Genomic DNA, 20,686 nt, shown 5'->3' with positions numbered 1-20,686 from the left:
AATCCGATTAATGGTCAGATTTCAGACGGCCTTTTATTTGGTCTTTTTTGACCTTTTATTTCAAACAGATTTATTCCTCAGGACGTTCGCCGTCGGTATCGTCCAATTTACCTTCGGTAATATCGACATTGATACCGACTGCCGCACGGATTTTGGCGTCGATTTCATTGGCGATATCAGGGTTTTCTTTCAGCCAAACGCGTACATTGTCTTTACCTTGGCCGATTTTCGCGCCGTTGTAGCTGTACCATGCGCCGGATTTTTCAACGATGTCATGTTTGACGCCCAAGTCGATCAATTCGCCTTCCCAGCTGATGCCTTCGCCGTAAAGAATATCGAATTCGGCTTGACGGAACGGAGGGGCAACTTTGTTTTTGATGACTTTGACTTTGGTTTCGTTACCAATCACGTCATCGCCTTTTTTAATCTGTCCGGTACGGCGGATGTCGAGGCGGACGGAGGCGTAGAATTTGAGCGCGTTACCGCCGGTTGTGGTTTCAGGGCTGCCGAACATCACGCCGATTTTCATACGGATTTGGTTGATGAAGACGACCAATGTATTGGTGCGTTTGATGTGGCCGGTGAGTTTGCGCAGGGCTTGGCTCATCAGGCGGGCTTGTAGGCCGACGTGGCTGTCACCCATTTCGCCTTCGATCTCGGCTTTAGGCACAAGTGCGGCTACGGAGTCGACAACAACCATATCGATACCGCCAGAGCGTACCAATGTATCGCAGATTTCCAATGCCTGTTCGCCGGTATCCGGTTGGGAGAGATAGAGTTCTTCGACTTTTACACCGAGTTTGCGGGCGTAAATGGGGTCAAAAGCATGCTCGGCATCGATGAATGCGCAGATACCGCCATTTTTTTGGCATTGGGCAATGGCTTCGAGACAGAGTGTGGTTTTACCGGAGGATTCCGGGCCGAAAATTTCAACCACGCGGCCGCGGGGCAGACCGCCGACGCCGAGCGCCAAGTCCACGCCGAGGGAGCCGGTGGAAATAACATCAAGGTTTTCTTCCTGTTGGCTGCCGTCCATTTTCATGATGGAGCCTTTGCCGAAGTTTTTTTCGATTTGGGCAAGGGCGGCGGCTAAGGCTTTGCTTTTTTCGTCTGACATGTTTTCTCTCCGAAAGGAAATATGAATCGCTAAGAATTTATTTAGCTATTATCGCATAAATTAAGAAAAAGTATAGTTTTATTTTTATTTTTCAGACGGCCTGTGTTTTTTGTATGCAACAGGCCGTCTGAAACGTTGAATAATCAATCAGTTGGTCAATGATGCAAAAACTTGGAAATAGTCGGGGAAAGTTTTATGCGTACATTTCGGGTCGTTGATGATGACGGGGACGCCCAAAAGCGAAGCCAGAGAGAAACACATGGCCATACGGTGGTCGTCGTAAGTATCGATGACGGCATCGGGGGTAAGTGTTTCGGGCGGCGTAATATGAATGGCCTCGGCTTCTTCAACGACTTCTGCACCCAGTTTGCGCAGTTCGGTTGCCATGGCGGCGATGCGGTCGGTTTCTTTGACGCGCCATGAGCCGATATTGCGCAGGGCGCAGGGCTGTTTGGTGGCCAGTGCGACGATAGCCAGAGTCATGGCCGCGTCAGGGATATGGTTGGCATCCAAATCAAAAGCCTGAATCTTGCGCTCGGCAGGACGGGAAATTTCTACAAAATTTTCGCCCCAAATGACATCCGCACCGATTTTCTCCAGTTCGCGGGCGAAGGCAACGTCGCCTTGAATGCTGTGTGCGCCGATACCGGTTACGCGGATGGGTGTACCCGCAATCAGGCCTGCGCCCAAGAAATAAGACGCGCTGGAGGCATCGCCTTCTACATATAAATGTTCGGGCGCATGATATTTGGCACCGGCCGGGATTTTAAATACACGGTAGTCTTCATTGATGATGTTCACACCGAACTGCGCCATCAGCTTGAGCGTGATGTCGATATAAGGTTTGGAAATCAACTCGCCTACCATGTGGATTTCAAATGCTTGTCCGGTCAGGGGCAAAGCCATCAGCAGGGCGGTCAGGAATTGGCTGGAAACATTGCCTTTAATCGGAATAACGCGCTCGTCGTTGTCTTGGTGTTTGCCGATCTGAAGCGGAGGATAGTTTTCATTGCCCAGATATTGTACGTCCGCGCCTGCAATCCGCAGCGCATCCACCAAATCGCCGATAGGGCGTTCGTGCATACGCGGTACGCCATGCAGATGATAGTCGCCACCCAAAACGGCAAGCGCGGCAGTCAAAGGACGGAATGCCGTACCAGCGTTGCCTAAAAACAAATCGGCGGTTTGGTTGGGAAAGCGGCCGCCGGTGCCATGAACTTTCAGACGACCTTCAGGTAAAGATTCAATTTGAACACCGAGTTTGTCGAGTGCTTCAAGCATTCGGTCGGTGTCGTCGGATTTGAGCAAAGAATGGATTTCGCAAACGTTGTCGGAGAGTGCCGCCAAGAGCAGCGTGCGGTTGCTGATGCTTTTGGAACCGGGCAGGGCAACGGTCGAAGGCTTGAGTGTAGAAGCGGGCAGGCGGATGGATTCGGTCATGGCTGGACTAAGCTCGTTTGAATTGTAAATTAGACCGATATTATACGCAGGCAAAGGCCGTCTGAAAAATGAAGAGGGCGCAATTTATTTGTGAAAAAAATGAATTTTTATATCGTTACACAATTTTTCAATCATTTATTTTGAAATTTTCTGCTCCTGTTTTGTGTTTGCCGCTATAACTTATTTTGTTGTGGCAGGTATATAACTAAACACCATAAGAAAATCAGAAACCATTCTTTCCTATTTTTTCAGACGGCCTTTAATATCGGCGGACAATCATTGATAAAGTAAGAGCACGACCATGAGCCATTATCCTTTGTTTGCCGATTTGAGAGACCGTCCTGTTTTACTGGTAGGCGCAGGCAAGGTTGCCGAACGCAAGGCGGAAAGCCTGTTGTCTGCCGGAGCGCGCGTACGCGTTGTTGCGGAAACTCTGAATCCGCAGTTTCAGCAATGGGCGGCTGAAGGGAAAATAGTTTGGCTGGGCGGCTTGTTTGAAGAAGCCATGTTGGACGAGGTGTATTTTGTTATTGCGGCGACGGATGACGACGTGTTTAACCACCGTGTTTTTGAAGCGGCGGAACGACGGGCAAAATTGTGTAATACGGTGGATACGGCGGACTTGTGTTCGTTTATCGTACCTGCCGTGGTGGATAGGGGACCGTTGAAGATCGCCATATCCAGCGGCGGTACTGCGCCTGTATTGGCGCGTAAATGGCGGCAGATTATTGAGACATTGATTCCGCTGCATACGGGCACGATGGCGCGTATTGCCGGCAAATGGCGCACAAAGGTTAAGCAAGCGCTGAATAATGTCGAACAACGCCGTTATTTTTGGGAGAAGTTGTTCGACAGCCGTTTCAGTATTTTTGCAGCTCAAAACAATATCGAGGCGGCGGAACGTGAATTGATCACGCAGTTAAACCGGGAAACGCCGTTTGGCGGCGAAGTGGTTTTGGTGGGGGCAGGGCCGGGAGATCCGGGCTTGCTGACCATACATGCTTTGCAGGCGATTCAGGCTGCGGATACCGTGTTTTACGATGCTTTGGTGTCGGATGAAATTTTGGCGATGGTACGCAAAGATGCGGTGAAAATCAGCGTGGGTAAACGCGCCGGTGCGCACCATGTCCAGCAGGAAGAAACCAACCGTCTATTGGTTGAGCACGCTCAAAAAGGCGAGCGCGTGGTAAGGTTGAAAGGCGGCGATCCTTTTGTGTTCGGGCGTGGCGGGGAGGAAGTACAAACCCTGCATCAGGCCGGAATTGCCTACCGCATTGTGCCGGGCATTACTGCTGCACTTGGAGCTACTGCTTATGCCGGTATTCCGTTAACCCATCGCGATTGCGCCCAAAGTGCTTTATTTGTAACTGGCCACAGCAAACACGAGGGCAATCAGCCTGATTGGCAGACTTTGGCTTTAAGCCGCCAAACGTTGGTAATCTATATGGGTACGCTTAAAGCGGCTGAGATTGCGGAAAAGTTGATGGCTTATGGCAGGCAGCCTTCTACACCCGTCGCTGTGATTTCCAATGGGACTTTACCGAATCAAACCGTGCGGACAGGCCGTCTGAAAGATTTGGGCTTGCTGGCTGCCGAAGCAGAGCGTCCGGCTTTAATGGTAATTGGCGAAGTGGTTGCCCTGCGCGATGAGATGAAATGGTTTGGGGAATTTGTCGAATGCTATGAAGAAGCTGCGTAAAGAGGATTGATCAAATCAGGCCGTCTGAATATTGGTTTTCAGACGGCCTTGCCTTATTTAAAAGCTTGGCAATATTGCTGATAACGTTCTGCCAGTCCATATAGGATGATTGCTGTCAGACCCCAAATGTCATAGTGTTGGAAAGGCAGGGCGGGGAGGGCGAGGGTTTGATTGTTGTGATGAAGATGACGGAATGTGTAGTTTTGCAGGTTTAAGGCGAAATCCAAAGGCAGATAAAAAATTTCAGCTACTTCATCGGGATTGGCTTTAGGGTTGACGGGCTGGGTGCAAATTGCCGGAACAGGCGTAACACGATAGCCGGAAGGCGTGTCATAAAAGGGTAGCGGCGTAAAAGTCTGCCATGCGGTAATCGGAATGGCGGTTTCTTCATAAGCTTCTCTTAACGCCGTTGCCGTTAGGCTGTCGTCTTGGGCATCTTTGCGGCCGCCGGCAAAGGCGATTTGCCCTGTGTGCTGCCTTAAGGTTTCGGCCCTTTTGGTCAGTAAAATCTGCCACGCTCCTTCATGCAAGACAATACCGACCAAAACGGCTGCTTCTTTGACCGTTTGGGCGCTAACTAATTGATTGCGCTCTGCTTGCATACGGCTGCTGAAGTGTGAAGCTTGAGTTAGGAAATGGATAAGTTGGTCGGTATTCATTTTTGGCGCTGATCGTTTTATGCAGATGAGGATTACACAAGGTTTACGGTTACCGTGTCAACAAAATAGGGTGCGTGTGTTACAGTTATGCCTGAATGATAAATAAAGCTTTGCGTCTGATTTGCAAGTGCTTAGGCCGTCTGAAAATGCCGGCAGGTTCTCAAAAAGGATAGTTATGTTGTTTTCCCCATCCCGTATTCGAGTGGCAGCTGCGGCTGTAATGATGTTGTTTGCTACACAAACTTTTGCCGCGCCCAGCGATTCAAATGCAGTTTTTGAATCGGCTAAGATTATCAAAAAGAAAAGCCGTGCCGACCGTTTTTCTCCCGAAGAGCGCGAGCAGGAGCGGATACGTCTGTTGGGTATACAAAACCGCACCTCGCAGGTTTTCACTTTGTTAAATTCAGAACTGGCTCTGCAAAAGGGTGATGCCGCCTCTGCACTGTTTACTTATATTTTGACGTTGCATCGCACCAAATCTCCCGAAGTGGCCGAACGCGCTTTGGAGATGGCGGTTTCTTTAAATGCCTTTGAACAGGCTGAAGCCATTTACCAAAAATGGCGAGAAATCGAGCCGGAGCCTGGTGAAACACAAAAGCGTATGACTTGGTTGCGCAATTTGCTGCTGGGCAAAGCCGATAAGAATTTGAGCGGATTGGACAAGGTGATTGCCGGCGGTAGTGAAGACGAGCAAAAGCGCGTGTTCCTGCTTTTGGCGCAAACCGCTGCCCAACAGCCGAATCTGACCAGCGATGCGGTCAAGCAAGTACATAAAACAGCATTGAATTATAAAGACTTCCCTGAAGCGGCGATTGCAGATGCAATTTTTAGTGCAAAAGACGGTCAAAAGAAACAAGCCATTGCCGCATTGCAGCGATTGGCCAAGTTGGACAACGAAATTCTGCCGCCGACTTTTGTCACGTTGCGGCTGATGGCGCAACGGCATCCTGATATTTTGGACGGTTTCTTCAAAGATACAGATACTAAAACCTTATCTCCGATTTGGCAGGAGTTGGACATCGCCAATTTGATCGCTCATGGCCAAAATGATAAGGCTTTTAAGCGTTTGCAGACTTTGTTGGAAGAAAATCCCAACCCTGATTTGTATATTCAGGCCGCCTTATTGTCAGCCAGCAAAACGGAAAATATTTCTGCAGTCAACAGCTATCTGGAAAAGGCTTATAAAGCCGGTACGGAGGAGCAGCGCAGCCGTGCGGCGTTGATTGGTGCGGTTTCTTATAATGATGCCGAGGATTTTGCCAAAGCCAAACAATGGTTGGACAAGGTAACGGCTACGGCTTATACATTTGATAAGACCATTTTGGCTGCTTCCATCGAGGCCAAACAGGGCAACCATAAAGAGGCTTGGGCTTTGGTGCAACGTGCACAAAAAATGCCCGAGCAAAGAGGACGTTATTTTGAAGCCGGTGATTTGCTGAATACGGCTTTGTTTGTATTGTCTAAAAATACCAATCTTCAAGAATCGTTGAACGCTTTGAACAGCTTGGTAAATTCCACCGAAAAATCCTTGAAAACCCAAGCTTCTCCCGAGCTGCTTGCCAATGTGTTGTATCAGCGTTCGATGGTTTATGAGAAGCTGAATCAGCCAGCCAAGGCGATTGCCGATTTGCGTCGAGTGGTAGAGCTGTATCCGGATAATCCGCATGGTTGGAATGCTTTGGGCTATACCTTGCTGTCCAACGGCAAGGATTTGGACGAGGCTTTCAAAATGGTTCAGACGGCCTATCAAATGGATCCGGAAAGCGCAGCAATTAATGACAGTATAGGCTGGGCGTATTATCTCAAAGGCGATGCGCAAATGGCGCTTCCATATATTCAATATGCCTATGAAAAAGAACCTGAAGCCGAAGTCGCCGCGCATTTGGGCGAAGTCCTATGGACGCTTGGCGATCAAGAGAAGGCCAAAGAAATCTGGAATGACGGCTTGAAACGCGGAAACAATCTCCGAGTATTAAAAGAGACAATGTCCAAATTTGGTATAACGTCCAGCAAACCGCATACTCAAAAACACAAATAAAACCAAAAGGCCGTCTGAAAAGCGTTTGATTTCAGACGGCCTATGAAGGGATATCCATGAATGTAAAACAATTATCATCGGTTGCAGCCTTATTGCTTTTAGCTGCCTGTGCACAGCCAAACTTACCCCAGCAAAACAGTTGGCAAGCAGCAGAGCAGGTGCAGGATTTTAGCGCAGACGGTCGATTGGCTGTCAAAGTGGAAGGAAAAGGCTCTTATGCTAATTTTGACTGGACTTATCAGAACGCGGTTCAAACCATTGATGTGAATACACCATTAGGCAATACCGTTGGCCAGCTGTGTCAAGATAGTGAAGGTGTATTGGCAGTAGACAGTAAGGGTAAGGTTTATCAGGCGGAAACGGCTGAGGAATTGAGCAGACAGCTTTTGGGCTTTGCTTTGCCGGTTCAATATCTGCATATTTGGGCTGATGGTAAACGTGTTGCCAATGCGCCATACAAAATCTTGCCTGATGGCCGTCTGGAGCAGTTTGACTGGACAATATCGCGCACTTTAAATAGTTCAGGACAGCCCAAAACACTTCAACTTGAGAATGCCAAGTTTAATATCCGCTTGGTGTTTGATACAGTAAATCACTCTTTGGATAAGAATGGACAAACCCGATGCGCAGCACGCAAATAGAGGATGCTATGTCTGTTTCAGAGGAAATCCAAGCCTTTCCTGCGCCGGCCAAATTAAATTTGGATTTGAGGATTACCGGCCGCAGGAGTGATGGTTATCATAACTTGGAAAGTATTTTCTGTTTGATCGGCTTATACGATACCGTTCATCTGAAAATGCGTACTGATGGGCAGATTATTCTGCATACGCCGGTCGAAGGGCTTGATCCTGAACAGGACTTGACTTATCGGGCGGCTAAATTATTGCTGCCATATGCAAGCGTAGCGCACGGCGTCGAAATCTGGTTGGATAAAGTAATTCCTACCGGCGGCGGATTGGGCGGCGGCAGCTCTGATGCGGCCACAGTTTTAATGGTTTTAAACCAATGGTGGCGATGTGGTTTGAGCAGGCAGCAACTGATTGATTTAGGCGTAAGTCTTGGTGCGGATGTTCCTTTTTTTATTTTTGGCAGAAGTGCTTTTGCCAAAGGCGTGGGTGAGAAACTGGCTGAAATAGATGTTCCTAAACAATGGTATGTTATCGTTAAGCCTCCCGTCCATGTGGCAACCGCTAAAATTTTTGCACATGAAGGCTTGACACGGGATTCCAAACCCAGCATAATGCCGACTTTCCAATCATTACAGCCGTTTCAAAATGATATGCAGGCGGTTGTATTTCAGGAATATCCTGAAGTTTGGAAGGCTTATGTTGAGTTATCCCAATATGGTCATGCCTTAATGACCGGTTCCGGGGCATGCTTATTTATGGCATGCGAATCTCATCAAGAAGCAAATACAATTTACCAACAGGTTTCTCAATCATATGAAGCTTATTGTGTGGAAGGATTAGATATTCATCCGCTGTTTCATATGATTTAGTAAGTTGGGGAGTCGTCAAGCGGTTAAGACACTGGATTTTGATTCCAGCATGCGAAGGTTCGAATCCTTCCTCCCCAGCCAAATAAAAGCGTGTAAGTTTTCTTACACGCTTTTTTACGCTAAGAGCAAAATAACGCTGAAAAACTTTTTTTTACCCGTTTTTACGAGTATAATCGCATAATTAGTGTCTTAGACATGGGGCAGAGGGAAGCGTAATGTTTTCTGAGCGTAAATCAAATCTAGAATCAGGTGAAGATATGGCTGCTTATGACAGTTTAATGGTGTTTACCGGTAATGCAAATCCGGAATTGGCGCAACGTGTTGTCAAACATTTGGATATTTCACTCGGTGAAGCCACTGTTTCCAAATTCTCTGATGGCGAAGTAGCCATTGAATTGCTGGAAAATGTGCGTGGTCGCGATGTGTTTATTTTGCAACCTACCTGCGCCCCAACCAATGACAACCTGATGGAAATTTTGACTATGGCCGATGCACTCAAACGTGCTTCTGCAGGTCGTATTACTGCCGCAATTCCTTACTTTGGCTATGCGCGTCAGGATCGTCGTCCTCGCTCTGTTCGTGTACCGATTTCTGCTAAATTGGTAGCGAATATGTTGTACTCAGCAGGTATCGACCGCGTATTGACTGTTGACTTGCATGCCGACCAAATTCAAGGTTTCTTCGATATTCCGGTAGATAATATTTACGCCACCCCGATTTTATTGAACGATATTAAACAGCAACGCATTGATAATTTGACCGTCGTCAGCCCCGATATCGGTGGTGTTGTGCGCGCGCGCGCTGTTGCTAAATCTTTAAATGCTGATTTGGCCATTATCGATAAACGCCGTCCTAAAGCCAACGTGGCTGAAGTAATGAATATTATCGGTGACATTCAAGGCCGTACTTGCTTGATCGTAGATGATATGATCGATACGGCAAATACTTTGTGTAAAGCAGCTGTTGCCCTGAAAGAGCGCGGTGCAGATCGTGTACTGGCATACGCTAGCCATGCAGTATTCTCCGGTGAAGCAGTGAATCGAATTGCTTCTTCTGAAATTGACCAAGTAGTTGTGACAGATACGATTCCGTTATCTGAAGCAGCTAAAAAATGTGAACGCATCCGTCAAGTAACTATTGCCGGTTTGCTGGCTGAAACGGTACGCCGTATCAGCAATGAAGAATCCGTCTCATATCTTTTTAATGAAGAAGTGATGACAGGCAGCATGTTGCTGCCATAACCCCATGTCGTCTTAAGCTGGTCGCGGCCGATGACGACGATTTTATCTAAATTGGAGTATTAAACATGACTTACGAAATTCAAGCCTCTGTACGCGAAGCCCAAGGCACTGGTGCGAGCCGCCGCCTGCGTCGCGAAGGCCAAATTCCTGGCATTCTGTACGGTGAAGGTCAAGAGCCTGTTGCTATCGCTGTAGACCACAAAACTGTATTCTACGCATTGGAAAAAGAATCTTTCCATACCGCTTTGATTAAACTGTCTCTGAACGGTGAAACCAAAGACGTTATCGTGCGTGACTTCCAAATGCACCCATTCCGTCGCGAAGTTCAACACATCGACTTCCAAGCTGTGAAAGCCGATCAACCTGTACGTATCCGCGTTCCTCTGCACATTGTTAACGCTGAAAACTCTCAAGCTGTTAAACTGCAAGGTGGCCGCGTATCTCTGTTGAACACTTCTGTTGAAGTAATTGCTTTGCCTGCAAACATTCCTGCTTTCTTGGAGCTGGATTGTACATCAGTAGTTGCCGGCGACATTCTGCACTTGTCAGACATCAAACTGCCGGAAGGTGTTGAAAGCGTTTCTCTGAAACGTAACGAAAACCTGGCTGTTGCTACTGTTACCGGTAAAAAACGCTAATAGGTAGTTAATATAAGAAAACCGTATCAGATAAATCTGATACGGTTTTTGTTTTGCATATAAAATCATTTGCTATAAAACTTAGGCAAGTGCAGCAGCATATGCACTTTATAAGATTGAAGCAATTTCATTGCGAAGTTTATTAAGAAAGCGTCCATGCCGTACCCATTGTGCGGCTGATTCATAATCCTGCTGTTCAAATGCTTGTTGCAAATCTTGATATAGGTTGCTTTGAACTTCTTGAATTTCTTGATCCAGTGCCCGGATGGCATCATGGTTTTGTTCCATTTGTGCATCCATCAATGTTTCCCGCCATTCCATCTGCTGCATGAGGAATTCTGGTGAAAACGAAGTGTGTTCAGGTGCATCAGCATCGATATTTTGGCTTTTCAAGAGATAAGCAGCCCGATCAATAGGACTTTTTAATGTGCGGTAGGCGTCATTAATTGTAGAAGACATCATAACGGCTTGTTTCTGCTCAAAAGCTGAAGCAGAAGCAAATTTATCGGGATGAAATTGGGCAGCTAAAGCTCGATAGGTCTGTTCGAGTGCTTCGGTATCAATATTGAAAGATGGCTCAAGCTGGAAGAGGTTGAAGTATTGAGACATGATATTAAAGGAAAAAATCTAAAGAAGAGGATCATTTTACGATATAATCCAAACACTGTTTAACTGTTTATACGAAAGGAAAACAATATGACCGGTAAGGTGCAACACAATAAAGGCAAGATACGAGACAATGCCTTAAAAGCCTTAGTCAAATCTGATTTGTTCCGACACAAAGTGGAACGGAAAAGAAAAGGCAAAGGTGGCTACAACAGACAGGAAGCGAAAAAATGGCGGGACGGTTTTGATACTGTCCCGCCACTTTTTTATCTTAAACGTGGAAGCTCTCGCCACAGCCGCAAGAGTCTTTGACGTTTGGGTTTTCAAATTTGAAACCTTCCTGCAAACCTTCTTTAGTGTAATCGACTTGCGTGCCGTCTAGATAAACCAAGCTTTTCGGATCGATATAAACGCGCGCGCCGTGTTCTTCAAAAATCAGGTCATCCTTGTTCACTTCATCGACAAATTCAAGGTTGTATGCCATGCCTGAGCAGCCGCTGGTTTTTACTCCCAAGCGCACACCCAAGCCTTTTCCGCGCTTGGTCAAGTAGCCGTTGATGTGTTTGGCTGCATTTTCTGTGATGGTAATCATGCTTTTTTCCTCATTTCGCAATCATTTTCTGTTTTGCCTGCTTTTTTATTTCAGACGGCATCTTGATTATCAGGCCGTCTGAAAACGCTGTTTTGCCCACTCTATTGCGGCGGCAATGGCAGCTTTAGCCTGCGGACTGTTTTTCCAACAGGTCGAGCCGGTCAATCGTGCGCCCTGTTCCAAAACATCGTCCAAATCTGCCGCCGCCAGTGTAGCAACATCATCCAAACCTATTTGCTGCAAACGCTGCAATATGGTTTTACCTATGCCTTTGACAGCAAGCAGGGATTGGACTTCTTCATTAGTAAAAGGCATATCGTCTTCTTTGATTTTGCAGGTGTAACGACTGAATATAAGCAACAGCTTATTGCCCTCTCCCTAACCCTCTCCCGCGGGGAGAGGGGATAGATTGGCAGGTAGTCCCAAACTTGGTAGCAACTTCAAAACGATTAAGTTTCTGCATACTTGGTTTTGCCCCACAAAAGAAGAGAGGAATAAACCACCAGATTTGCTTTTCTCGAAGACTCGCCAGGAATCTTGGGAGCATCTGCCGACAAAGGTTCGCTGAATCAGGTTATTTGTTTTCCTGACGTTTGCGATAGTCGGCAACGGCTGCTTTTACTGCATCTTCAGCCAAGATGGAGCAGTGGATTTTCACGGGCGGCAATTCCAACTCTTCGGCGATTTCGCTGTTTTTGATTGCCAGTGCATCGTCAAGGCTTTTGCCTTTGACCCACTCGGTGATCAGGCTGGAAGAAGCGATGGCAGAACCGCAACCGTAAGTTTTGAATTTTGCATCTTCGATAATACCCTCATCGTTTACTTTGATTTGCAGACGCATTACGTCACCGCAGGCCGGAGCACCGACCATGCCGGTACCGACAGATTCGTCGTTTTTGTCGAAAGTGCCGACGTTGCGGGGGTTTTCGTAGTGGTCGATTACTTTATCGCTGTATGCCATGATGTGGTTTCCTTTGTGTTTTTAATGGTGTAAATGGTTTGTTTACGAATATTCAGACGGCCTGAAGTTTAGATTTTGCATGCGCCGCCTTCGCAGCCGTCATCATTCTCTGAATCAACGCCGCCTTCTACGGTAATGTCGTCAAAATCTTCGAGCAGGTTGTCGAGATTGTCGAGGTCGATTTCTTGTTCGTTCATGGGTTGTATCCTTGATTTTAATGTGGTGGCTTTTAGGTCGTCTGAAAAGGTCTTTGGGGATTTTCAGACGACCTTTTTTATTTATAGGTAGGTTGCTGAAAACGGATGCTTTAGCTCAAATCAAATACCTGTATCGTCAAAACCGCTTCGAGTGGCAATGTGCGCAGCAATTCAGGATGGTGCAGTTTCAAAGAGCGATAGCCGTACGACTTCATCAGCACGGTTTTGCCCTTGTCATCTTCCATAAAAACAGGTGTGAAGTTTCCATTCGGCGCATCATCCTGTGGCGAGATTTTACCATCTAGCAGCCACGGGAAGACGTGCCGCACCTGCGTTTGGTACACATCGGGATAGCCGCCTTTGTTTTCGGTCTGTGCGGCTCGACCTTCTTTGCAAAGCTCATCCAGCCAGTCCACACCAGAAACGCCGCACTCCCACGAGGCAATGAGATGTGGCTCTTGCCTGTCTGCATCGCTGAAAACGCTTATCCACCAACCCAGCATAATTTGCTCCTTTTGTGATGGTTTTTTGAGTGCAGGCTGCTCTTAATGCGCCGCCCATTCAATCGAGTTCAAATCGATACCCTCTTTAAACATTTCCCACAGCGGGGACAGTTCGCGCAGTTTGCCGATTTTAGATTTAATCAGTTCGGCGGCAAATTGGACTTCTTCTTCGGTGGTCATGCGACCGAAGGTGATGCGCAGGGATGAATGTGCCAATTCGTCGTTGCGGCCGAGTGCGCGTAAAACGTAGCTTGGCTCAAGGCTTGCAGAAGTACAGGCGGAGCCGCTGGATACGGCGAGTTCTTTCACCGCCATAATCAGGCTTTCGCCTTCGACGAAGTTGAAGCTGACGTTCAGGTTGTTTGGAGCACGGTGTTCGAGGTCGCCGTTGATGTAGACTTCTTCGATGCCTTCGATACCTTTGAGGAAGATATCGCGCAGTTTCAAGTAGTGCGCAGTGTCTTGTGCCAATTCTTCTTTGGCAATGCGGAAGGCTTCGCCCATACCGACGATTTGATGGGTCGGCAATGTGCCGGAACGGAAACCACGTTCGTGGCCGCCACCGTGCATTTGGGCTTCGAGGCGGACGCGTGGTTTGCGGCGTACATACAGGGCGCCGATGCCTTTAGGGCCGTATACTTTGTGGCCGGACATAGACAGCAAATCAACTTTGGCGGCTTCAACATCGACAGGCACTTTGCCGCATGCTTGTGCTGCGTCAACGTGGAAAATGATTTTGCGTTCGCGGCAGATTTCACCGATGGCGGGAATGTCTTGCACCACGCCGATTTCGTTGTTCACCCACATCACGGAAACCAGGATGGTGTCTTCGCGGATGGCGGCTTTCAGTACGTCTAAATCAACCAAACCGTTTTCTTGTACGTCCAGATAAGTCACTTCATAACCTTGGCGTTCGAGTTCGCGCATGGTGTCGAGCACGGCTTTGTGCTCCGTTTTTACGGTGATGAGGTGGTTGCCTTTGGATTTGTAGAAGTGTGCCGCGCCTTTGATGGCGAGGTTGTTGGACTCGGATGCGCCGCTGGTGAAAACGATTTCTTTAGAGTCGGCGTTAATCAGGGCGGCAATGTCTGCACGTGCTTTTTCTACGGCTTCTTCTGCTTCCCAACCGAAGCTGTGGCTATTGGAGGCTGGGTTGCCGAAAATATCGGACAGGTAGGGAATCATTTTTTCGGCAACGCGGCGGTCGATGGGAGTAGTGGCGGCGTAGTCAAGGTATACGGGGGTTTTGACGGTCATGGTTTGCTCTTTCGTTTGGTCATCTGCCTGCGGTCTTTGCCGCAAGTCGGTTTAATGAATGTGTGTAAAGGTAACGACATGACTGCTGTCGCTGCAGTTTTTTTGTTCAATGATGTTTTGCAGCGTAACGCCGCTGAGGTAATCATTGATGGTTTTGTTTAAGTTTTCCCAAAGGTCGTGGGTCAGGCAGGGGGCGCCGTGGTTGCAGTTTGCTTTGCTGCCGCACTGCGTGGCATCCAGTCGGTCTTCGGCTGCGGAGATGATTTGTGCAATATTGATTTGCTCGGCGGGAGCGGCAAGGATGTAGCCTCCACCGGGGCCGCGTAGGCTTTCAACCAATCCGGCACGGCGCAGTTTGCTGAATAATTGTTCGAGGTAGGAAAGCGATATGCTTTGTCGTTCGCTGATGGCACTGAGTTTGACAGCGCCGGTTTGCGCGTTCATCGCCAAATCTATCATGGCGGTTACTGCAAATCGCCCTTTGGTAGTCAGTCTCATGGTGTGGTTGCCTGTGTGGGGCGTTTTTATTAGTGAGGGGATTGTCTAATATCTGAGTGTTTCAGTCAAGTATGTGGCTGCTCGGTTTGATTGTTTGTTTAAATGGTGGCATTGGCTGATTTTTAAATCGGAAAATATTTTCTTTATTTTTCTGTAAATTGGATTTAAGGCCGTCTGAAAAAAGGCTATCAACCCTACGAATATCAGGGTTAAAATGTTTTGATTTAATATTGATAGTGATATAGATTATCAAAATTATTCTTAAAATTTAGTTGTTTTAATGGAGTAAAATAATGAGGTGTTTGAAATGTTCAGACGGCCTTGAATCATCCATCTTTACCTTAACAGAGGCAATCGACCATGAAATCTGATTTAAGCAAAATAACCTGTATCGAAGACTTGCGCCTTGTTGCCAAACGTAAAATGCCACGTATGTTTTATGACTATATTGACTCAGGCTCTTGGACGGAAACCACTTATCGCGAAAATACTTCGGATTTTAAAGACATCCGTTTTCGTCAAAAAGTATTGGTTGATATGGAAGGACGCAGCCTTGAGACTAAAATGATCGGTCAGGATGTGAAAATGCCGGTAGCGATTGCACCGACCGGTTTCACGGGCATGGCGCACGCCGACGGTGAAATTTTGGCGGCGCGTGCGGCGGAAAAATTTGGTATTCCGTTTACGCTTTCAACCATGTCCATCTGCTCGATTGAAGATGTGGCTGAAAACACCAGCGCGCCGTTTTGGTTTCAGCTTTATGTGATGCGCGACCGCGAGTTTATGGAAAACCTGATTAAGCGTGCGAAAGATGCCAAATGTTCGGCGTTGGTTTTGACTGCCGATTTGCAAGTTTTGGGTCAACGCCACAAAGACATTAAAAACGGTCTGTCTGCGCCACCGAAACCGACCATCGCCAATTTAATCAATTTGGCGACCAAACCGGAATGGTGCATGAAAATGTTGAACACGGAACGCCGCACCTTCCGCAATATCGTCGGTCATGCGAAAAACGTCGGCGATTTGTCTTCGTTGTCTTCATGGACTTCTGAACAATTCGACCCGCGCTTGAGCTGGGACGATGTGGCACGCATTAAAGATTTGTGGGGCGGCAAGCTGATTATCAAAGGCATTATGGAACCTGAAGACGCGGAAAAAGCAGCGAAAAGCGGCGCGGATGCATTGGTCGTTTCCAATCATGGCGGCCGTCAGCTTGACGATACTGTGTCTGCCATTAAGGCTTTGCCTGATGTGGTCAGTGCGGTGGGCAGCGACATCGAGGTTTGGATGGATAGCGGTATCCGCAGCGGTCAGGATATTTTGAAGGCTTGGGCTTTGGGTGCGAAAGGTACGATGATAGGCCGGGCGTTCCTGTATGGTTTGGGTGCGTATGGTGAAGAAGGCGTAACCCGTGCGCTGGAAATCCTGTATAAAGAAATGGATATTTCCATGGCGTTTACCGGTCATCGCAATATTCAAGATGTGGATTCCAGCATTTTGCGTTCTACGCGTTGGCATCAAGATGAATTTTAATTGTCGAACATAAGAAAAGGCCGTCTGAAAAACTGTTTTCAGACGGCCTTTTTTATAGACGGCTATTTCTCGTTTTTGCGATACCATTCGATGAAGGCATCGGGTTTGACAAAGCCTAATAAGGCTTCGCTATGACTGCCGTCGGCGCGGACAACAAACACACCAGGAGGGCCGAAGAGGCCGTATTCTTTCAATAAGGCCTGATGGTCGGGAGTGTTGGCGGTTACGTCGATTTGGAAGAAGCGCTGCATATCGACTGCTTCGTGTACCTGAGGTTGGTTGAGCGTGTAGGCGGCCATTTCTTTGCAGGATACGCACCAGTCGGCGTAGAAATCAATCAGCACGGGCTTGCTTGGGTCGGCTTTCAAAGCGGCATCCATAGCGGCTTTGAGTTCGCCGACATCGGTAAACATCTTGCCGTGGTCGGTTTCTTGTCCGGCTTCGGATGGCGGAACCAACGTTAAGAAGTGGTGCAGGGCGGTGGTTTGTTTATTGAAGCTTTGCCAGCCAAACCATGAGCCGCCAATTAGCAGTAAAAAGCCCAATACGGCGGCAACTGTTTTCAGACGGCCTTTTTGTTTGCCGGATTTCGCCAAAAGCATAAGGGCGGGAACAATCATCAGCAAGGTGTAGAGGCCGACTACTGCGAAGTAAGGCAGATGCGGTGTGGCAAGGTATACGGCAACGGCCAGTAAGATGAAGCCGAATGCGTATTTGATGCCGTTCATCCAGTCGCCTGCTTTAGGCAGGATATGGCCGCCGAATGTGCCGATGATGATGAGCGGTACGCCGGTGCCGAGTGCTAATGTATAGAGCGCAAGGCCACCCAATACGGCATCGCCGGTCTGGCCGATATAGCCCAAAGCAAATGCCAGCGGAGGCGCAACGCACGGGCCGACAATCAGAGCGGACAAAATACCCATGATGAAGACGGAGATGATTTTGCCGCCGGAGAGTTTGTTACTTTGGTTTTGGAAATAGGATTGGACGGAGTTTGGCAGCTGGATATTGAAGAGGCCGAACATGGACAGCGCCAGTACCACCATCAATGCGGCGGCAGCAAGTACAACCCACGGCTGTTGCAGCCATACGGTCAACAGCGCGCCGGTCAAACCAGCAATCACGCCAACCAAGGTATAGGTTAGTGCCAAGCCTTGTACATACACCATAGACAAGGTGAACGCGCGGCCTTTACCGGCTTTTTTATCGCCCACGACAATGCTGGAAACAATCGGCAGGAGCGGATACATACAGGCGGTAAAGCTTAAGCCCAAACCTGCGACAAAAAACGCCAACAGGTTGGCGTTTAAAGTATCCCAAGAGAGCTTGAAGCGGCTGCTATCGGGATTGTTTGTAGCGGGCTGTGCGGGCATTTGGCCGTCTGAAGAGGCGGACGGTTGCAAAAAGCGGTCTTTGGCGGAAACCGGCTCGTCGCTTTGAGGCTGGTAAACCCCGTTGCCTTTTACGTCAAACTCGGTGTCCACAGGCGGATAACACACACCCACTTCGGCACAACCTTGATAAGTCAGCGTCAGTTTGTATTGCGGCGCGGCTTGTTTGTAAGGCAGGTCAACCTGTGCGGTATGGTGGTAAACCGTTTGTTTGCCGAAGAATTCGTCTTCTTTTTCTTCGCCTTTGCTGAATTTGGGTTCGGCCAAGACTTTGTCAGGATTGGTCGCTGCAACGATTTTGGACTGGTACATATAGTAGCCGTCAGCGATCTTGAACTGCACGCTGATGCCTTGATCGGTTACATTGACTTGAGGCACAAAGGCTTGCTCTGGAGGCAGCAAATCATTGGCATCTACTGCAAATGCGAAGCTGCTCAAGCCTAAAAATGCAATGAGGAAATAAAGGAATTTTTTCATAGTATCTACGGAGATGCCGTTGAGGAACCGTCATTATAAATGATGGAAAAACAATCGGCTTAATTTATGTCAAATATTGCGAGAGAAATCTAATGCTTTTGAATTATATCGAAATAGGGTTGCTCATATATGACCGATAGTCTCATGTTATCGTTCAATCTATGCCAAAGGCCGTCTGAAATTTTCAGACGGCCTTTGTTTCTATTCGGCTCGGCTTTTAAGGATAAGCGATATAAGCGTAAGCAGAATGGTTGTGTATCGATTCGAAGTTTTCGCTTTCGACAACAAACGATTCAATGCGTTTGTCGGCAATCAGCGCAGTGGCCACATCGCGAACCATATCTTCGACAAACTTTGGATTTTCGTATGCTTTTTCCGTTACATACTTCTCGTCAGGGCGTTTGAGCAAACCGTAGAGCTGGCAGCTTGCTTGCGCTTCGACGTAATTGATGATTTCTTCAATGCCTACATCCGAGTTTGCAATCAGGCTGACGGTCACATGCGAACGTTGGTTGTGCGCGCCGTATTGGGAAATTTCTTTGGAACACGGACACAATGAAGTAACCGGAACCATTACTTTCAGATTGTGGCTGTATGTGCCGTTTTTGATTTCGCCGGTCAGGGTGACATCATAGTCCAGCAGCGATTGGATACCGGAGACGGGCGCACTTTTCTTGCGGAAAAACGGGAAGGAAACGCTGATTTTGCCGGAATGCGAATCCAACAGGGCAACCATATCGGCGGTCAGCTTGTGCAGCGTATCGAAATCCAAAGCATCGGTTTGTTTTTCCATCAGGGCGACAAAGCGCGACATATGCGTGCCTTTTTGGTCGGCAGGCAGGAAAACCGTCATGGTCAGGCGGGCGACGGTGGATTGTTCGCCTTCTTTGCTTTTGAGCGAGATTGGAAAGCGCAGGTCTTTGATGCCGACCTGATTAATCGGCAGGTTGCGTAAATCGCGGCTGGATTGCACGTCTGCAATGGCGTTCATGCGTGGTATGTCCTTCATGATAGGATTGTTGAGATGCGTGTGGAGGGAATCGGCTCGTGTCGGCCGATTTGCAAATGCGAGATTATATCACTTGCTTTATCCGCCTGCATTGATTGTTTCTATTTTTCAGATAGTGATAAAATCTTCGATTATTCACATCTATATAGGCAGAGACCCAATGAAATTCGCCACGAAAGCCATTCATTCCAGCTACGATTGCGACGAACACAACCGCGCGCTGATGCCGCCGATTTATCAAAACAGTATGTTTGCGTTGCACGAGATTGGCGAAAATGTGCCTTACCGCTACTCGCGCTTGAGCAACCCGACTCGTCAGGTATTGGAAGATACTGTTGCCGATCTGGAGCATGGTGCGGCCGGCTTTGCCTTTTCCAGCGGTATGGCGGGGATTGATGCCGTATGGCGCACTTTTCTGCGCCCGGGCGATACCATTGTCGCCGTCGCCGATATTTACGGCGGTGCTTATGATTTATTGGTCGATGTTTATCAAAAATGGGGTGTGAACGTTGTTTTTGCCGATTTGGGCAATCCGGATAATTTGGACGAGCTGCTTAAAGCGCACAATGTCAAATTGGTTTGGCTGGAAACGCCGTCCAACCCGCTTTTGCGCTTGGTAGACATCAAAGCCCTCGCAGCGAAAGCCAAAGCAGCCGGTGCGCTGGTCGGCATCGATAACACCTTTGCCACGCCGTATCTGCAACAGCCGTTGGATATGGGTTGTGATTTTGTGTTCCATTCCGCTACCAAATATTTGTGCGGTCATTCCGACGTACTGATGGGCGTAGTCGTTGCCAAAACCAAAGAGCTGGCTCAGCCTTTGCACGACATGATGGTGCATACCGGCGCGATAGCAGGCCCGATGGACTGCTGGCTGGTGTTGCGCGGTATCAAAACACTGGCTCTGCGCATGAATGCCCATTGCCAAAACGCGCTCGAAATCGCACGCCGTTTGGAAGCTCATCCTGCCATTGAAAAAGTGTTCTATCCCGGCCTGCCGTCGCACGAACATTACGAACTCGCCCAAGCACAAATGCCCAAAGGCATCGGCGGCGTGGTGACGGTTTATCTCAAAAATGACACGCGTGAAGCGGCCAATAGCGTGATTAAAAACATGAAACTGGTCAAAATGGCTTCCAGTCTCGGCGGTGTGGAAAGTTTAGTCAACCATTGCTATTCCCAATCCCACAGCGGCGTACCGCATGATGTAAAAATGGAAATGGGCATCAAAGTCGGCCTGCTGCGTTTCTCTGTCGGTATTGAAGATGTGGACGATATTTGGAACGATATTTCCAAAGCATTGGATACGAGTTTGTAAATAAGGCTTAAAGG

General features: G+C 48.1%; 22 protein-coding genes and 1 tRNA gene. 10 read left to right on the top strand and 13 right to left on the bottom strand.

What is annotated here, in order from left to right:
- Positions 1–70: 70 nt before the first annotated feature.
- Both recA and aroA read right to left on the bottom strand, forming a co-directional pair.
- Positions 71–1,117: a recombinase RecA gene (gene recA, locus HMPREF2675_RS04670; RefSeq protein ID WP_003680794.1), complete on the bottom strand. Its 1,047-nt coding sequence runs from the start codon at positions 1,115–1,117 to the stop codon at positions 71–73.
- A gap of 147 nt (positions 1,118–1,264) precedes the next feature.
- A complete protein-coding gene (gene aroA, locus HMPREF2675_RS04665) occupies positions 1,265–2,557 on the bottom strand; it encodes a 3-phosphoshikimate 1-carboxyvinyltransferase (RefSeq protein ID WP_070814227.1) in 1,293 nt (430 codons plus the stop codon).
- A gap of 301 nt (positions 2,558–2,858) precedes the next feature.
- Between aroA and cysG the strand changes: the two genes are divergently transcribed.
- Entirely contained in the window at positions 2,859–4,256 is a 1,398-nt protein-coding gene (gene cysG / locus HMPREF2675_RS04660) for a siroheme synthase CysG (RefSeq protein ID WP_070814226.1), read from the top strand.
- A gap of 53 nt (positions 4,257–4,309) precedes the next feature.
- Here the strand turns inward: cysG and HMPREF2675_RS04655 are convergent, their stop codons facing one another.
- Positions 4,310–4,915, bottom strand: coding sequence for a CoA pyrophosphatase (locus HMPREF2675_RS04655; RefSeq protein WP_070814225.1), 606 nt, complete (start codon positions 4,913–4,915; stop codon positions 4,310–4,312).
- Between the two features lie 175 nt (positions 4,916–5,090).
- On the opposite strand from HMPREF2675_RS04655, the gene HMPREF2675_RS04650 reads away from it, so the two are divergent.
- From HMPREF2675_RS04650 to HMPREF2675_RS04625, 6 genes are all read left to right on the top strand, one after another.
- The gene (locus HMPREF2675_RS04650) at positions 5,091–6,953 is read left to right on the top strand and encodes a tetratricopeptide repeat protein (protein ID WP_070814224.1); all 1,863 of its coding nucleotides are present in this window, start codon (positions 5,091–5,093) and stop codon (positions 6,951–6,953) included.
- Positions 6,954–7,009: 56 nt separating this feature from the next.
- Complete coding sequence (gene lolB, locus HMPREF2675_RS04645; protein ID WP_070814223.1) at positions 7,010–7,594, top strand: lipoprotein insertase outer membrane protein LolB; 585 nt, start codon at positions 7,010–7,012, stop codon at positions 7,592–7,594.
- 8 nt (positions 7,595–7,602) lie between these two features.
- On the top strand, positions 7,603–8,451 hold the full coding sequence (gene ispE, locus HMPREF2675_RS04640; protein WP_070814222.1) for a 4-(cytidine 5'-diphospho)-2-C-methyl-D-erythritol kinase: 849 nt from the start codon (positions 7,603–7,605) through the stop codon (positions 8,449–8,451).
- A 5-nt stretch (positions 8,452–8,456) separates the two neighbouring features.
- Positions 8,457–8,532: transfer RNA gene (locus HMPREF2675_RS04635), tRNA-Gln, on the top strand.
- Positions 8,533–8,708: 176 nt separating this feature from the next.
- Complete coding sequence (locus HMPREF2675_RS04630) at positions 8,709–9,692, top strand: ribose-phosphate pyrophosphokinase (protein ID WP_141759952.1); 984 nt, start codon at positions 8,709–8,711, stop codon at positions 9,690–9,692.
- Between the two features lie 65 nt (positions 9,693–9,757).
- A complete protein-coding gene (locus tag HMPREF2675_RS04625) occupies positions 9,758–10,330 on the top strand; it encodes a 50S ribosomal protein L25/general stress protein Ctc (protein ID WP_049349632.1) in 573 nt (190 codons plus the stop codon).
- Positions 10,331–10,438: 108 nt separating this feature from the next.
- Here HMPREF2675_RS04625 and hscB read toward each other — a convergent pair whose 3' ends face one another.
- Positions 10,439–10,939: a Fe-S protein assembly co-chaperone HscB gene (gene hscB / locus HMPREF2675_RS04620; protein ID WP_070814220.1), complete on the bottom strand. Its 501-nt coding sequence runs from the start codon at positions 10,937–10,939 to the stop codon at positions 10,439–10,441.
- An 87-nt stretch (positions 10,940–11,026) separates the two neighbouring features.
- Between hscB and HMPREF2675_RS10905 the strand changes: the two genes are divergently transcribed.
- Positions 11,027–11,248, top strand: a complete 222-nt coding sequence (locus tag HMPREF2675_RS10905; RefSeq protein ID WP_083323878.1) for an alternative ribosome-rescue factor A — start codon at positions 11,027–11,029, stop codon at positions 11,246–11,248.
- On the opposite strand, the gene iscA is transcribed toward HMPREF2675_RS10905, so the two are convergent.
- The 7 genes from iscA to iscR all read right to left on the bottom strand — a co-directional run bounded on the left by iscA (position 11,208) and on the right by iscR (position 14,944).
- Positions 11,208–11,528, bottom strand: coding sequence for an iron-sulfur cluster assembly protein IscA (iscA, locus tag HMPREF2675_RS04615; RefSeq protein WP_070814219.1), 321 nt, complete (start codon positions 11,526–11,528; stop codon positions 11,208–11,210). The genes HMPREF2675_RS10905 and iscA overlap by 41 nt on opposite strands.
- A gap of 69 nt (positions 11,529–11,597) precedes the next feature.
- Positions 11,598–11,843 carry a recombinase RecA gene (locus tag HMPREF2675_RS04610; protein WP_070814218.1) on the bottom strand — a complete coding sequence of 82 codons (246 nt, stop codon included), beginning with the start codon at positions 11,841–11,843 and terminating at the stop codon, positions 11,598–11,600.
- Between the two features lie 259 nt (positions 11,844–12,102).
- A complete protein-coding gene (gene iscU / locus HMPREF2675_RS04605; RefSeq protein WP_003674559.1) occupies positions 12,103–12,489 on the bottom strand; it encodes a Fe-S cluster assembly scaffold IscU in 387 nt (128 codons plus the stop codon).
- A gap of 68 nt (positions 12,490–12,557) precedes the next feature.
- Positions 12,558–12,686: a hypothetical protein gene (locus tag HMPREF2675_RS11525; RefSeq protein ID WP_283127793.1), complete on the bottom strand. Its 129-nt coding sequence runs from the start codon at positions 12,684–12,686 to the stop codon at positions 12,558–12,560.
- 110 nt (positions 12,687–12,796) lie between these two features.
- Positions 12,797–13,189 carry a hypothetical protein gene (locus tag HMPREF2675_RS04600; RefSeq protein WP_070814217.1) on the bottom strand — a complete coding sequence of 131 codons (393 nt, stop codon included), beginning with the start codon at positions 13,187–13,189 and terminating at the stop codon, positions 12,797–12,799.
- Between the two features lie 42 nt (positions 13,190–13,231).
- Positions 13,232–14,446, bottom strand: a complete 1,215-nt coding sequence (locus tag HMPREF2675_RS04595; protein WP_070814216.1) for an IscS subfamily cysteine desulfurase — start codon at positions 14,444–14,446, stop codon at positions 13,232–13,234.
- A 51-nt stretch (positions 14,447–14,497) separates the two neighbouring features.
- Entirely contained in the window at positions 14,498–14,944 is a 447-nt protein-coding gene (iscR, locus tag HMPREF2675_RS04590; protein WP_070814215.1) for a Fe-S cluster assembly transcriptional regulator IscR, read from the bottom strand.
- 360 nt (positions 14,945–15,304) lie between these two features.
- Between iscR and HMPREF2675_RS04585 the strand changes: the two genes are divergently transcribed.
- Positions 15,305–16,477 (top strand): alpha-hydroxy acid oxidase, encoded by a 1,173-nt coding sequence (locus HMPREF2675_RS04585; protein WP_003685514.1) that lies wholly within the window; start codon positions 15,305–15,307, stop codon positions 16,475–16,477.
- A 62-nt stretch (positions 16,478–16,539) separates the two neighbouring features.
- Here the strand turns inward: HMPREF2675_RS04585 and dsbD are convergent, their stop codons facing one another.
- Both dsbD and folE2 read right to left on the bottom strand, forming a co-directional pair.
- Positions 16,540–18,345 carry a protein-disulfide reductase DsbD gene (gene dsbD, locus HMPREF2675_RS04580; RefSeq protein ID WP_070814214.1) on the bottom strand — a complete coding sequence of 602 codons (1,806 nt, stop codon included), beginning with the start codon at positions 18,343–18,345 and terminating at the stop codon, positions 16,540–16,542.
- Between the two features lie 217 nt (positions 18,346–18,562).
- Complete coding sequence (gene folE2, locus HMPREF2675_RS04575; protein ID WP_049335273.1) at positions 18,563–19,336, bottom strand: GTP cyclohydrolase FolE2; 774 nt, start codon at positions 19,334–19,336, stop codon at positions 18,563–18,565.
- Between the two features lie 178 nt (positions 19,337–19,514).
- On the opposite strand from folE2, the gene HMPREF2675_RS04570 reads away from it, so the two are divergent.
- The gene (locus tag HMPREF2675_RS04570) at positions 19,515–20,672 is read left to right on the top strand and encodes a trans-sulfuration enzyme family protein (RefSeq protein ID WP_070814213.1); all 1,158 of its coding nucleotides are present in this window, start codon (positions 19,515–19,517) and stop codon (positions 20,670–20,672) included.
- Positions 20,673–20,686: the final 14 nt, after the last annotated feature.

The organism is Neisseria sp. HMSC061H08 (assembly GCF_001836795.1).
Taxonomy (GTDB): Bacteria; Pseudomonadota; Gammaproteobacteria; order Burkholderiales; family Neisseriaceae; genus Neisseria; species Neisseria subflava_A.
This window is presented reverse-complemented; position numbering and strand designations above follow the sequence as displayed.

Coding starts and splice junctions, on each gene's coding strand:
- recA (WP_003680794.1), bottom strand. CDS start 1,117: ATGTCAGACGAAAAAAGCAAAGCCTTAGCCGCCGCCCTTGCCCAAATC.
- aroA (WP_070814227.1), bottom strand. CDS start 2,557: ATGACCGAATCCATCCGCCTGCCCGCTTCTACACTCAAGCCTTCGACC.
- cysG (WP_070814226.1), top strand. CDS start 2,859: ATGAGCCATTATCCTTTGTTTGCCGATTTGAGAGACCGTCCTGTTTTA.
- HMPREF2675_RS04655 (WP_070814225.1), bottom strand. CDS start 4,915: ATGAATACCGACCAACTTATCCATTTCCTAACTCAAGCTTCACACTTC.
- HMPREF2675_RS04650 (WP_070814224.1), top strand. CDS start 5,091: ATGTTGTTTTCCCCATCCCGTATTCGAGTGGCAGCTGCGGCTGTAATG.
- lolB (WP_070814223.1), top strand. CDS start 7,010: ATGAATGTAAAACAATTATCATCGGTTGCAGCCTTATTGCTTTTAGCT.
- ispE (WP_070814222.1), top strand. CDS start 7,603: ATGTCTGTTTCAGAGGAAATCCAAGCCTTTCCTGCGCCGGCCAAATTA.
- HMPREF2675_RS04630 (WP_141759952.1), top strand. CDS start 8,709: ATGGCTGCTTATGACAGTTTAATGGTGTTTACCGGTAATGCAAATCCG.
- HMPREF2675_RS04625 (WP_049349632.1), top strand. CDS start 9,758: ATGACTTACGAAATTCAAGCCTCTGTACGCGAAGCCCAAGGCACTGGT.
- hscB (WP_070814220.1), bottom strand. CDS start 10,939: ATGTCTCAATACTTCAACCTCTTCCAGCTTGAGCCATCTTTCAATATT.
- HMPREF2675_RS10905 (WP_083323878.1), top strand. CDS start 11,027: ATGACCGGTAAGGTGCAACACAATAAAGGCAAGATACGAGACAATGCC.
- iscA (WP_070814219.1), bottom strand. CDS start 11,528: ATGATTACCATCACAGAAAATGCAGCCAAACACATCAACGGCTACTTG.
- HMPREF2675_RS04610 (WP_070814218.1), bottom strand. CDS start 11,843: ATGCCTTTTACTAATGAAGAAGTCCAATCCCTGCTTGCTGTCAAAGGC.
- iscU (WP_003674559.1), bottom strand. CDS start 12,489: ATGGCATACAGCGATAAAGTAATCGACCACTACGAAAACCCCCGCAAC.
- HMPREF2675_RS11525 (WP_283127793.1), bottom strand. CDS start 12,686: ATGAACGAACAAGAAATCGACCTCGACAATCTCGACAACCTGCTCGAA.
- HMPREF2675_RS04600 (WP_070814217.1), bottom strand. CDS start 13,189: ATGCTGGGTTGGTGGATAAGCGTTTTCAGCGATGCAGACAGGCAAGAG.
- HMPREF2675_RS04595 (WP_070814216.1), bottom strand. CDS start 14,446: ATGACCGTCAAAACCCCCGTATACCTTGACTACGCCGCCACTACTCCC.
- iscR (WP_070814215.1), bottom strand. CDS start 14,944: ATGAGACTGACTACCAAAGGGCGATTTGCAGTAACCGCCATGATAGAT.
- HMPREF2675_RS04585 (WP_003685514.1), top strand. CDS start 15,305: ATGAAATCTGATTTAAGCAAAATAACCTGTATCGAAGACTTGCGCCTT.
- dsbD (WP_070814214.1), bottom strand. CDS start 18,345: ATGAAAAAATTCCTTTATTTCCTCATTGCATTTTTAGGCTTGAGCAGC.
- folE2 (WP_049335273.1), bottom strand. CDS start 19,336: ATGAACGCCATTGCAGACGTGCAATCCAGCCGCGATTTACGCAACCTG.
- HMPREF2675_RS04570 (WP_070814213.1), top strand. CDS start 19,515: ATGAAATTCGCCACGAAAGCCATTCATTCCAGCTACGATTGCGACGAA.